This is a genomic window from Agreia sp. PsM10, from assembly GCF_030433855.1.
Classification (GTDB): domain Bacteria; phylum Actinomycetota; class Actinomycetes; order Actinomycetales; family Microbacteriaceae; genus Agreia.
Window position 1 is genome coordinate 397216 of sequence record NZ_JARUXC010000003.1, and the last position, 12002, is coordinate 409217.

10 protein-coding genes are annotated in these 12002 nt (G+C 67.5%); 1 reads left to right on the plus strand and 9 read right to left on the minus strand.

Going from position 1 to position 12002, the window contains the following annotated elements:
- Positions 1–7 precede the first annotated feature (7 nt).
- From QCD70_RS05960 to QCD70_RS06000, 9 genes are all read right to left on the minus strand, one after another.
- A complete protein-coding gene (locus QCD70_RS05960; RefSeq protein WP_301214206.1) occupies positions 8–1732 on the minus strand; it encodes a dipeptide ABC transporter ATP-binding protein in 1725 nt (574 codons plus the stop codon).
- Positions 1729–2790, minus strand: a complete 1062-nt coding sequence (locus tag QCD70_RS05965) for an ABC transporter permease (protein ID WP_301214207.1) — start codon at positions 2788–2790, stop codon at positions 1729–1731. The genes QCD70_RS05960 and QCD70_RS05965 overlap by 4 nt, the downstream gene beginning before the upstream one ends.
- Before the next feature lie 2 nt (positions 2791–2792).
- Positions 2793–3890, minus strand: a complete 1098-nt coding sequence (locus QCD70_RS05970; RefSeq protein WP_301214208.1) for an ABC transporter permease — start codon at positions 3888–3890, stop codon at positions 2793–2795.
- Positions 3891–3998: 108 nt separating this feature from the next.
- Positions 3999–5630: an ABC transporter substrate-binding protein gene (locus tag QCD70_RS05975; RefSeq protein ID WP_301214209.1), complete on the minus strand. Its 1632-nt coding sequence runs from the start codon at positions 5628–5630 to the stop codon at positions 3999–4001.
- A 193-nt stretch (positions 5631–5823) separates the two neighbouring features.
- Positions 5824–7719, minus strand: coding sequence for a DNA primase (dnaG, locus tag QCD70_RS05980; protein WP_301214210.1), 1896 nt, complete (start codon positions 7717–7719; stop codon positions 5824–5826).
- A complete protein-coding gene (locus QCD70_RS05985) occupies positions 7719–8966 on the minus strand; it encodes a deoxyguanosinetriphosphate triphosphohydrolase (protein ID WP_301214241.1) in 1248 nt (415 codons plus the stop codon). The genes dnaG and QCD70_RS05985 overlap by 1 nt, the downstream gene beginning before the upstream one ends.
- A gap of 34 nt (positions 8967–9000) precedes the next feature.
- Positions 9001–10203 carry a tRNA dihydrouridine synthase DusB gene (gene dusB / locus QCD70_RS05990; protein WP_301214211.1) on the minus strand — a complete coding sequence of 401 codons (1203 nt, stop codon included), beginning with the start codon at positions 10201–10203 and terminating at the stop codon, positions 9001–9003.
- A 109-nt stretch (positions 10204–10312) separates the two neighbouring features.
- The gene (locus QCD70_RS05995; protein WP_301214212.1) at positions 10313–10507 is read right to left on the minus strand and encodes a hypothetical protein; all 195 of its coding nucleotides are present in this window, start codon (positions 10505–10507) and stop codon (positions 10313–10315) included.
- Positions 10504–11205, minus strand: coding sequence for a DsbA family oxidoreductase (locus tag QCD70_RS06000; protein WP_301214213.1), 702 nt, complete (start codon positions 11203–11205; stop codon positions 10504–10506). Before QCD70_RS06000 ends, QCD70_RS05995 begins: the two co-directional genes overlap by 4 nt.
- Before the next feature lie 130 nt (positions 11206–11335).
- Here QCD70_RS06000 and QCD70_RS06005 point away from each other — a divergent pair, with 130 nt between their 5' ends.
- Entirely contained in the window at positions 11336–11824 is a 489-nt protein-coding gene (locus tag QCD70_RS06005) for an aminoacyl-tRNA deacylase (RefSeq protein ID WP_301214214.1), read from the plus strand.
- Positions 11825–12002: the final 178 nt, after the last annotated feature.

The following is a 12002-nucleotide window of genomic DNA, read 5'->3' on the forward strand; positions in this document are numbered from 1 at the left end:
ACCGACCCTAGCCGTCGACCGCCTGGAGTCGGTGCAGCGCCTCGCGCCTGGACTGCTGTTCGATCGGGTCGGGCACCGGAAGCGACGCCAGCAGACGCTGGGTGTACGGATGCTGCGGCGCACCGAGGACCTCGGCGCCCGTGCCCTCTTCGACGAGTTCGCCCTTGTAGAGAACCGCGATGCGATCCGCCAGCAGGTCGACCACGGCGAGGTCATGGCTGATGAACAACGAGGCGAAGCCGAACTCCCGCTGCAGCTCGGTGAACAGTTCGAGAACCCGCGCCTGAACCGACACGTCGAGTGCACTCGTCGGTTCGTCGGCGATGAGGAGCTTGGGCCGGAGAGCAATCGAACGGGCCAGGCTCGCGCGCTGTCGCTGACCTCCGCTGAGTTCGTGCGGATAGCGGTCACCGAACGTCCTGGGCAACTGCACGGCCTCGAGGAGCTCGTCGACCTGGGCCCGAGCGTCGCGTGAATCGGCGGCGCGACCGTGCACGACCAGCGGTTCCGCGACGCAGTCGGCGATCGTCAGCAGAGGGTTGAAGCTCGAGGCGGGGTCCTGGAAGACGAATCCGATATCGACCCGCGCGCTGCGGAAGGCCCGCTCCCGGATACCGAGCATCTCGCGGCCGAGCACGCTCAGCGACCCGCCGGTCACCTTCGAGAGACCCGCGATCGCCCGTCCGATCGTGGTCTTCCCCGATCCGGACTCCCCCACCAGGCCGAGAACCTCGCCCTCCTTGATCTCGAACGAGACGCCGTTGACGGCACGGAATCCTCCGCGGCCGAGGCGCCCCGGGTACTCGATGACCAGGTCGCGAGCCACGACGACGGGCGTGGTCGACGAATCGCGCGCGAGACGCTCCTGGGTGCGCACCGCCGCACGGGCCTCGCCCTGACCGATGTGCGGAACCGCTGCGAGCAGCTGCTTCGTGTAGTCGGCCTGGGGCGACGCGAACAGGGTGCGGGCATCCGCCTCCTCGACGACCTTGCCCTGGTACATGACGACGACGCGATCGGCGAGATCGGCCACGACACCCATGTTGTGCGTGATGAGCACGATCGCGGTGTCGAACTCGTCGCGGAGGCGCCGGAGCAGGTCGAGGATCTCGGCCTGCACCGTCACGTCGAGGGCGGTCGTCGGCTCATCGGCCACGATGAGGCCGGGGTTGAGGACGAGTGCCATCGCGATCACGACGCGCTGCTTCTGACCACCCGAGAACTGGTGAGGATAGTAATTGACCCGTGTCTCGGGGTCGGGGATGCCGACTCGACGCAGGATGTCGACCGCCTGCTTCTTCGCGTCCTTCCGCGACACGGATCCGTGGGCGCGGATGCCCTCCGCGATCTGCCAGCCCACCGTGTAGACGGGGTTCAGCGCGGTCGACGGCTCCTGGAAGACCATCGCCACGTCCTCGCCGCGAAGACTCCGAAGAGCGTTCTGCGAGGCATCCACGATGTCGGTCGTGCGACTGCGGTCGCGACTGCGAAGCAGGATCGACCCGCTCGATGTGGCGGTCGACGGCACGAGTCCGAGGATCGACTTCGCGGTCACGCTCTTTCCGCTGCCGCTCTCGCCCACGATCGCCACGATCTCTCTCGGCCGCACCGCGATGGAGACGCCGTCGACGGCCCGCACCGCTCCTCCGTCGGTGGCGAAGGTGACCCGGAGGTCGACGATCGAGACGATGTCGGAGTCGTTCGTCACTGCATCGGTGGTTTCTGCGCTCATGAGACCCGCTCCTCGTCGTCTGCTGTGGATGCGTCGTCGGCGACGATCCGCTCACCGGTGGCTCCGGCTCCGTGCGGTTCCGCCCCGTTGTCCGCGGTCGGTGCACCGGTGTCGAGAGCCGCACGCCGGCCGCGCAGTCGCGGGTCGGCGAGGTCGTTCAGGCTCTCGCCCAGGAGCGTGATGCCGAGCACGGCGAGCACGATGGCGAGACCCGGGAAGAGCGATGTCCACCAGATTCCGCTGGTGACGTCGGAGAGCGACTTGTTGAGGTCGTATCCCCACTCGGCGGCGGCCGTGGGCTCGATGCCGAAGCCCAGGAAGCCGAGGCCTGCGAGCGTGAGCAGCGCCTCCGACGAGTTGAGGGTGAGCAGGAGCGGCAGGGAGCGGGTGGCGTTGCGCAGAACGTGCCTGAAGACGATACGGGGCGCACGCGTTCCGATCACCTTCGCGGACTCGACATAGGCCTCGCTCTTGATGCGCACGGTCTCGGCGCGGATGACCCGGAAGTACTGGGGAATGAACACGACCGTGATCGAGATGGATGCGGCCAGGATTCCCCCCAAGAGGTCGCTCCGCCCACCCGAGATCACGATCGACATCACGATGGCCAGCAGCAGCGACGGGAACGCGTAGATCGCGTCGCAGACGACGACCAGAACACGGTCGAGCCATCCTCCGATATAGCCGGAGACGAGGCCGAGGAAGATTCCCGCGAAGATCGACAGGATGACCGAGACGACGATGGTGAGGATCGCGGTCTGCGCCCCCCAGATGACTCGCGAGAGCACGTCGTAGCCGCCCACGGTCGTGCCCAGCAGGTGCTCGGCGTTCGGGGCCTCCTGTGCGCCGAACGGGGTGCCGTCGCTGCGGAGCTGCGCGAACCCGTAGGGCGCGAGAAGTGGGGCGAAGACGGCCGTGATCACGAAGAGGCCGGTGATCACGACGCCGGCGATCAGCATGCCTCGCTGCAGGCCGATGCTCGATCGCACCTGCTCGAAGAGCGGGATGCGCGACACGAGACTGCGCTTCGGGCGGGTTTGAGCGGTGGTTGCCGTCACGACTAGTACCTGACTCTCGGGTCGATGAGCGCGGCGATGATGTCCACGATGAAGTTGGTCACGGCGACGATCACGGCCAGGAGGGCGACGATGCCCTGCACGGCGACGAAGTCGCGCGCCTGGAGGTAATGGGCCAGCTGGAACCCCAGGCCCTTCCACTCGAAGGTCGTCTCGGTGAGCACGGCGCCGCCGAGCAACAGGGCGATCTGCAGGCCGATGACCGTGATGATCGGGATCAGCGCGGGACGGTAGGCGTGCTTGCGCACGAGCCGGAACTCGGTCACGCCGCGCGACCTGGCCGAGTCGACGTAGTCGGTGCCGAGCGTGCCGATGAGGTTGGTGCGCACGAGCCGGAGGAACACGCCGGCCGTGAGGAGACCGAGCGCGACGCCGGGAAGCACGGCGTGCGAGAGCACGTCGCCGATCACCTCGGGGTTGCCCGTCTGCAGGGCGTCGATGAGATAGATGCCGGTCTTCGACTGCAGGAACTGCATCTGCAGTTCGGCCCCGGTGGATGCGCGACCCGCGACCGGAAGCACCTGCAGCCAGACGGCGAAGACGAGCTTGAGCAGAAGCCCCGCGAAGAAGACCGGGGTGGCATAGCAGAGGATGGCGAAGATGCGCAGGAAGGCATCCGGAGCCCGGTCGCGGAAGTAGGCGGCGACCATTCCGAGCGGGATGCCCACGATGAACGCCACGATGAGGGCGTAGAACGCGAGCTCGAGAGTCGCACCGCCGTAGGTCAGCAGAACCTGGGTGACCGGCCGGTTGTCGCTGAGCGTGCTGCCGAAGTTGCCGGTGACGATGTTGCCGAGGTACTCGAGGTACTGCACGATCAGGGGCCGGTCGTATCCGGCCTCATGGATGCGCTCCTGCAGCTGCGGCCCCGTGAGCTTGCCTCCGAGGGCCGCGGTGATGGGGTCTCCCGTCGTGCGCATGAGGAGGAAGACGAGCGTGACGAGGATGAACACCGTCGGAATGATGAGCAGGAACCGCACGAGGATGTAGCGGCCGAGTCCTCCCCCGCCCGACGACCTTCGTCGGAGAACGGCCGGAGGTGCGGCCGATGCCGGATCCGGAGAGCTGAGTTCTGCAGTCACGTGCTTGTGTCCCTTGATAAAAACGACGGGTGACGTGACTCAGGGGCGAAGCGCCTGTGCGCCTCGCCCCTGAGCCACAATGCTAGAGCGACTCTAGCGGGTGGCCGATCAGCCCTTGGTCAGTGCTCCGTAGCGGAACTTGAACGAGGCGTCGAGCGTGTCCGACGTTCCCTCGATGGTCGTTCCGGTGACGGCGACCTGGGCGCCCTGCAGGTACGGAACCGTCGAGAGGTCCGCCGCGACGGCATCCTGAATCTGCTCGATGATCGCCGTGCGCTCCGCCGGGTCGGTCGTCACGGCCTGCTTGAGGATCAGGTCGTTGACGGCCGGGTTGTCGTAGTGGTTGGCCAGGAAGTTCTCGGTGAGGAAGAACGGCGTCAGGTAGTTGTCGGCGTCGGAGTAGTCCGGGAACCAGCCGAGCTGGTAGGCCGGGTACACGTCGGTCGTGCGGTCCTTCGAGTACTGAACCCACTCGGTGGTCTCGAGGTTGACCGTGAAGAGGCCGCTCGACTCGAGCTGGTCCTTGATGAGCGCGTACTCGTCGCCGGACGACGGGCCGTAGTGGTCGTTGCTGTACTGCAGCGACAGCGAGACCGGGCCGGTGACGCCTGCTGCTTCGAGCGTGGACTTCGCCTTGTCGGCGTCCGGGCCGCCGTTTCCGTCGCCGTAGGGCGCCTTGAGCGACTCGGTGGCTCCGGTCAGACCTGCGGGAACGTAGGAGTACAGCGGCGTGTAGGTGCCCTTGTAGACCTGGTCGGCGATCTCGTCGCGGTCGATGAGGTCGGCGACCGCCTGGCGCACGGCAAGAGCCTTGGCCGGATCGGCCTCGGGGGTCTTCGCGCCGAACGGCTGCGTGTCGAAGTTGAAGACGATGTAGCGGATCTCTCCACCCGGTCCGTCGACGACCTTGACCTTGTCGTTGCCCTTGAGGTCATCGATGTCGGTCGCAGAGAGGCTGCGGAACGCCACGTCGATGTTGCCCTCCTGGATGTCGAGCTTGAGGTTCGACGAGTCGGCGTAGTACTTCACGTTGATCTGGTCGCTCTTGGCAGCGCCCAGTACACCCTCGTAACCGTCGAACGCCTTGTAGGAGATCAGGTTGTTGAAGTCGTAGTTGGTGATCTCGTACTGTCCGGCGAACGCCTTGCCCGCCACGATGTCCTCGTCGCTGGTGAGCTCGGTCGCCGAGAAGACGTCTTCGTCGACGATCGGGCCGGCGGGGCTCGACAGGATCTGCGGGAAGACCTGGTCGTCGGCCGACTTGAGCGTGAACACGACGGTGGTGTCGTCGGGGGCGGCCACAGAGTCGAGGTTGTAGAGCAGCGACGCGGGGCCGTTCTCGTCGTTGATCGCGACCTGGCGGTCGAACGTGAACTTCACATCGGAGGACGTGAGGTCGTTGCCGTTGGCGAACTTCAGTCCGGGCTTGAGCTTCACGGTGTACTCGGTGGGCGAGGTGAACTCGGCCGACTCGGCGATGTCGGGCTCGACGTCGGGGCTGCCGTAGGGCGTGTTCATCAGGAAGGGGAACACCTGGTTCATCACGGCGAACGAGCCGTTGTCGTACGAACCGGCCGGGTCGAGCACCGTGACCTTGTCGGTCGTGCCGATGGTGATTGCGCTGCCGCTCGTGCTGCCGCCGGTCGAACCGCCGGAGCACCCGGCGAGCACGAGGGCCACCGCTGCTGTTCCGGCGAGCGACGCGACGACGTTTCTCGTGCGTGTGGATGCGGATCTCATATCCGTCTACCTCTCTGGAGTGATATTTCAGACACAGATGTACCCCGAATGGGGCTTTCCGTGATTGCTGTATCCCAGTCATACCGCAGCGCATGAACTGTCACCAAGCTGACAGCGAGCGGCAGCCGACATGTTTACCGGATCGAAACAAGTCGGTTTCTGTCCGGCAGCGTCGCTTTGCTGCCAACCTCGACTATTCGCGCAGTGCGCGCCTGTCGGCCTCGACCTGCATCAGCTGGCGCTGCAGCGAGCGATGCTCGTCGGGATGGGCGGCCGCATCGGTGCGCTGGAACTGCCCGAGCAGCTCCTCTTTGCGACGGACCAGGTCGCGTTCGACGAGCGACAGCACGACCTGCTGCAGATAGACGTCGAGTTCTCGTTCCGGGCGCTCCGGCACGGGGGCGACCGCCAGCTGGGCGACCAGCGTCTTCACGGGGTCGGGAACGGTCTCCTGGATGATCGACGCCCAGTCGGGCCTGTCGAACGAGTTCAAGCGCATGGCCACCGCGTCGCGCACGGCCGCCAACGCGCCGTTGCTGAACGCGACCGCCGTTCCGCGCGCAAGCAGGTCCTTTCCGACGCTGGTCGGGAACTGGAGCATCGCCATGAGAGCGTCGCGCTCGAGGCGGGTCGCCGTGGTGCTCGGCAGGCTGGTGAGGGATATCGCGACGGGCGGCGCGACCTCGAGCGAGGTGATGGATGCCGGCCCGCCTTCGGCGGCCGGTGCCAGTCGTGGAGATTCCAGTTCGCGGGACGTGGCGTGCTCGCTCGACCTGCCGGCGGCATCCACCGCTCGGCCGACCTCGCCGAGGTCCATGCCGAGCAGTCGGGCGAGCTCGCGTGCATAGCCGGGCCGGATCGACGGGTCACGGATGTCGGCCACGACAGGAGCCGCGGCCCGCAGAGCGGCCACGCGGCCCTCGACCGAGTTGAGGTCGAACGTCGACAGCCGCTGCTTGATCACGAACTCGAACATGGGCTTCTTGCCCGTGACGAGTCTGCGCACCGCATCGTCGCCTCGGCCCAGCCGCAGATCGCAGGGGTCGAGCCCGTCGGGCGCGACAGCGACGTAGGTCTGGGCGGCGAATCTATGCTCCTCGCTGAAGGCGCGCAGCACCGCCTTCTGGCCCGCGGAGTCGGGGTCGAAGGTGAAGATCACTTCGCCGAGCCCGGCCGCGTCATCGGACAGCACGCGGCGCAACACCTTGATGTGATCGACGCCGAAGGAGGTGCCGGAGGTGGCGACCGCGGTCGTGACCCCGGCCAGGTGGCATGCCATGACGTCGGTGTAGCCCTCGACGATCACGACCTGACGACTGCGGGCGATGTCGCGCTTGGCGAGGTCGAGCCCGTACAGCACCTGAGACTTGTGGTAAACGAGGGTCTCGGGAGTGTTCAGGTACTTCGGGCCCTTGTCGTCGTCGAGCAGACGGCGCGCGCCGAATCCGACCGTCTGGCCCGTCTGGTCGCGAATGGGCCAGATGAGTCGCCCGCGGAAGCGGTCGTAGCTGCCGCGCTCGCCGGTACTGGTCAGCCCGGCCGCGCTCAGCTCCTCGGCTGTGAACCCTTTCGACCTCAGGTGCGTACCGAGGATGTCCCACCCCTTCGGGGCGAACCCCACGCCGAAGCGTTCGGCCGCAGAGGCGTCGAAACCCCTCTCGCCGAGGAAACGCCGACCGATCTCGGCGTCGGGCGTCATCAACTGCTCGATGAAGAATTCGCGCGCGGCGTCGTTGGCGGCGAGGAGCCTCGCCCTGCTCGAGTAGTCGCTCGGTGCTCCCCCGTCTTCGTAGTGCAGTTCGAAGCCGATGCGAGCGGCCATGCGCTCGACGGCCTCGCTGAACGAGACGTGGTCCATCTTCTGCAGGAAGGTGAAGACGTCGCCGCCCTCGCCGCAGCCGAAGCAGTGGTAGTAGCCCACCTGCGGCCGCACGTGGAAGCTGGGGCTGCGCTCGTCGTGGAACGGGCAGAGGCCCTTCATCGAGCCGACGCCCGCACTCTTGAGCGTGACGTACTCGCCGACGACATCGCCCAGGTTGATGCGCGACCGCACCTCATCGATATCGCGCCGGAGAATGAGTCCAGCCATCAGCCGAGGAGTCCCCTGCTCCAGGCGATCGCGGACTGGTCGGTGAGGCTGGCCACCTGGTCGACCACCACGCGCTTGCGGGCGGCGTCGTCGGATGCTTCGCGCCAGTCGGCCGCGAACGCCACCTCGAGCGCGCCCTCGCCCAGCCTGAGGAGTTCTGTGGCCAGCGACGTGAGGATGGCGCGCTGTTCGACGTAGAGGGGCTGGCGCGAATCGCTGGCCATCACGTAGGCGGCGACGACGCCCTTGAGCACGGCGATCTGCGCCTGCACGGGGCGAGGTACGACGACGCTGCCGCCGAACCGGGCGAGAGCCTCGGCCGGGTACGCCTCGCGGGTGGCCGTCGTGGATCGTCCGGCGAAGCGGCCGATCAGCTGGCTGGTCAGGTTCTTCAGCCTGCCCTGGGCGAGCCGGGAGCCGTCCCAGCCGTCGAGCCAGATCTCGAGGGAGGTGAGCTCGTCGAACGCCGCGGTCAGTTCGTCGCGGCTGAACTCGCCGCCCACCCACGAGGAGATGGCGGCCACAAGGTCGTCGTGGTCGGCTCGAGCACCCAGGGCTCCCACGTCGATGTAGCCGGTGAGCACGGCGTCTTCGAAGTCGTGAACCGAGTACGCGATGTCGTCCGAGAGGTCCATGACCTGGGCCTCGATGCACTTCTGGCCCACCGGTGCGCCGTCGCGCAGCCAGCGGAACGCGGCGTCGTCTTCGGGGTAGACCCCGTATTTCGCCCGCCCGCTGGGATCGCCGATGGCGTCGTCGATGGTCCAGGGGTACTTGCAGCTGGCATCGAGGCTGGCGCGGGTGAGGTTGAGCCCGGCGCTCGTGCCGTCGGCGTAGACCACCTTGGGCTCGAGCCGAGTGAGGATGCGGAGGCTCTGCGCGTTGCCCTCGAAACCGCCGATGTCGGCAGCCCATTCGGCCAGTGCACGCTCCCCGTTGTGCCCGAACGGCGGGTGTCCGAGGTCGTGGGCTAGGCAGGCCGTGTCGACGACGTCGGGGTCGAGCCCGAGACTCGTCGCCAGTTCGCGGCCGACCTGGGCGACCTCGAGGGAGTGGGTGAGACGGTTGCGGGCGAAGTCGAGGTCTGCCGGCGACAGCACCTGGGTCTTGGCGGCGAGACGGCGGAATGCGCTCGAGTGCAGGATGCGGGCGCGGTCGCGGGCGAAGTCGCTGCGGCGCGAGGAGTGCTGCTCGGCGACGATGCGGTCGCTGTCTCTGGACTCGTAGCCGAGGGGCAGCACGGTCATCGGGGATGCCGTGTCGGAGAGGGAGGTCACGGTGCTATCCGCCACTGTGGTGCAGCTCTGCGCTGGCGAGTTCGGCGCGCTCGGGCATGGCGAGCTCCCGGGAATCGAGCCACTTGTCGGGCAGGGACGGTCGCTTGGGCGAGCCGGCGCGGCCGCGCGGCCCTTCGGCGTCTATGCCCGGGTACGGCAGGGAGCCGTCGAGGGTGGCGAGCACGTCGTCCATCTCGGCGAGCGACGAGACCATGCTGAGACTGGCACGCACCTCGTGGCCCACGGGGTAGCCCTTGAAGTACCAGGCCACATGCTTGCGGATGTCGCGGCAGGCGCGGTCTTCGTCGTCGAAGAACTCGCTGAGAAGCTCGGTGTGTCGGCGGATCGCCGATGCCACCTGGCCGAGCGTGGGAGCCGCCCGCGATGCGGACGCGACCGACGCGTCGAGCTCGCCACTGCGCACACGGAACGCGTCGGCGAGGTCGCCGAACAGCCACGGACGACCGAGGCACCCTCGCCCGACGACGACCCCGTCGCATCCGGTCTCGTCGACCATGCGTATCGCGTCGTCGGCCGACCAGATGTCGCCGTTGCCGAGCACCGGGATGCTCGTGATCGTCTCTTTGAGGGTCGCGATGGCAGACCAGTCGGCCTGGCCGGAGTAGAAGTCGGCCGCCGTGCGGGCATGCAGCGCGATGGACTTGACGCCCGCGCCCTCGGCCGCCTTGGCCGCCTCGAGGTACGTGAGGTGGTCGTCATCGATGCCCTTGCGCATCTTCACGGTCACGGGGATGTCGCCGGCGGCGTCGACCGCCTCTTCGACGATCTGGCGGAACAGCCCGAGCTTCCAGGGAAGGGCGGAGCCGCCGCCCTTGCGCGTGACCTTGGCGACGGGGCATCCGAAGTTCATGTCGATGTGGTCGGCGAGGTTCTCGTCGACCAGCATGGTGACCGCCTGGCGCATGGTGGCCGGATCGACACCGTAGAGCTGGATGGATCGAAGGGTCTCCGACGGGTGGTGCCGGATCAGCCGCATGGACTCGGGGGTGCGTTCCACGAGGGCGCGGCTGGTGATCATCTCGCTGACGTAGAGACCGGCGCCGTACTCGCGGCAGAGCCTGCGGTACGCGGTGTTCGTGATGCCGGCCATCGGCGCGAGGACGACCGGAACATCGAGCTCGATCGGACCGATGGAGAGCTTCGGTGCCTGAGCTGTCTTGGTGGCGGTGGCGAGGGAGGAAGTCATGACTGATCGATTCTCCCAGAGAAATCGGCGCATCGTGCCGGAGGCCGCCGAACCGTGGACGACGGCCGGTGCGTCGGGTTCGTCAGCGCGGGCCGGCGCTGTGGCCGGGTCACTGCGCGTCGGCGCCGACGGTCGGTTCGAAGCTGCAGGTGCCATCAACGCAGACGGCACCGGCAGCTCCCAGGAGTCGCAGCGCGGGGGCGGGCACGGCAATCGTCTCGCCCGCCGGGGCGTCGGCCGATGTGTTCGCTGCGTTGGTCGCTGTGCTTGTCGTGCCGATCACCGTGCTCGACGTCTCGGTCATCGTGCTGCCGGCGCGTCGGCGCGCTCGCCCGCCACCTGGCCGAACACCTCGGAGAACGTGGCGGCATCCTGAGCACCCGAGACGCCGTACTTGCCGTCGATCACGAAGAACGGCACGCCCTGGATGCCGTACTCCTGCGCCTGGCGCTGGTCGGCCCTCACTGCGGCGAGGTACTCGCTCGATTCCAGCGACCGCACGACGTCGTCGCGGTCGAGTCCGATCTCGGCGGCGAGGTCGGCGAGATCGTCGATGCGGCCGACGTTGCGGCCCTCCTCGAAGTACGCCTTGAGCAGACGTTCCTTCGCCTCGAGCTGCAGGCCGTGCGCCTTCGCGTAGTGGATGAGTTCGTGGGCCTTCACGGTGTTCGCGTGCTGCAGCGCGTCGTAGTCGTAGTGCAGTCCCACGTCTTCGGCGATGCCGACCACGCGGGTGAGCATCTGCCGGGCCTGCTCCGCCGGGATGCCCTTGTGGTTCGCGAGGAACTCGACCTCGTCGCCCTCGAAGTCGACGGGCGTATCGGGCGAGAGCTCGAAGCTGTGGTACTCGATCTCGACGGACGGGGTGCCGGGCGTGGCCGCGAATGCCTCGATGCCCGCCTCGAGCTTGCGCTTGCCGATGTAGCACCACGGGCACGCGATGTCGCTCCAGACGTCGACCTTGATGGGAGTGAGGGCTGCGGGATTCTGAAGATCGGTCACACGGGTGGCAACGGCAGGAGGATCGTCGCTATTCCCACGTCGTGGTCCGGATCATCGTCGCGGTGTCGATCGTCGCGGTCTTGACCGACGTCTCGGGAAGGTTCTCGCGCCTGCATGGTTGACTTCTTTCATGACGACGTCAGGACGCGACCGGGTGATCGAGGATGCGACGAGCCGAGGGCTCTCCGTGGAGATCGTCGAGCGCCCGCCCGCGAACAGCCTCGAAGAGGCGGCTGCCGGCCTGGGCCTCGAACCGTCGGGCATCGTCAAGACGCTCGTCGTGAAGCGACACGACGGCGACTTCGTGTTCGCGCTGGTGCCGGGCGATCGGCAGATCAGCTGGGCGAAGCTGCGCGCGGTCGTCGGGGTCAACAAGCTCTCGCTGCCCCACCAGGATGTGGCGCGCGACGCGACGGGCTACGAGCGCGGCACGATCACCCCGCTGGGAAGCACCACGGCATGGCCGATCTTCGCCGACGAGCGCATCGTGGGTCGGCGCATCGCGCTGGGCGCCGGCGCGCACGGCCTGTCGGCCTTCGTCGACGCAGACGCGCTTCTGGATGCCTTTGGCGCGACCGTCGCGGACATCACCGACGAACTGAAGCCCCGCTCAGCCTGACGGCACGGCCGCGTGCCGAGCCCGCCGGCGTCCCTCGAGCCTGTCGGGGTTCGCGTCCCCTGAGCCTGTCGAAGGGCTCACCCATCCTCGCCTCGTCCCCGTGCGCCGGATGGTCCTATGGATGTCAAGTGGTGATGTGGGGTGTTCGGAGGTCGGTGGTGAGGTCGTGGAAGATGCG

Coding starts and splice junctions, on each gene's coding strand:
- QCD70_RS05960 (WP_301214206.1), bottom strand. CDS start 1,732: ATGAGCGCAGAAACCACCGATGCAGTGACGAACGACTCCGACATCGTC.
- QCD70_RS05975 (WP_301214209.1), bottom strand. CDS start 5,630: ATGAGATCCGCATCCACACGCACGAGAAACGTCGTCGCGTCGCTCGCC.
- dnaG (WP_301214210.1), bottom strand. CDS start 7,719: ATGGCTGGACTCATTCTCCGGCGCGATATCGATGAGGTGCGGTCGCGC.
- QCD70_RS05985 (WP_301214241.1), bottom strand. CDS start 8,966: ATGACCGTGCTGCCCCTCGGCTACGAGTCCAGAGACAGCGACCGCATC.
- dusB (WP_301214211.1), bottom strand. CDS start 10,203: ATGACTTCCTCCCTCGCCACCGCCACCAAGACAGCTCAGGCACCGAAG.
- QCD70_RS05995 (WP_301214212.1), bottom strand. CDS start 10,507: ATGACCGAGACGTCGAGCACGGTGATCGGCACGACAAGCACAGCGACC.
- QCD70_RS06005 (WP_301214214.1), top strand. CDS start 11,336: ATGACGACGTCAGGACGCGACCGGGTGATCGAGGATGCGACGAGCCGA.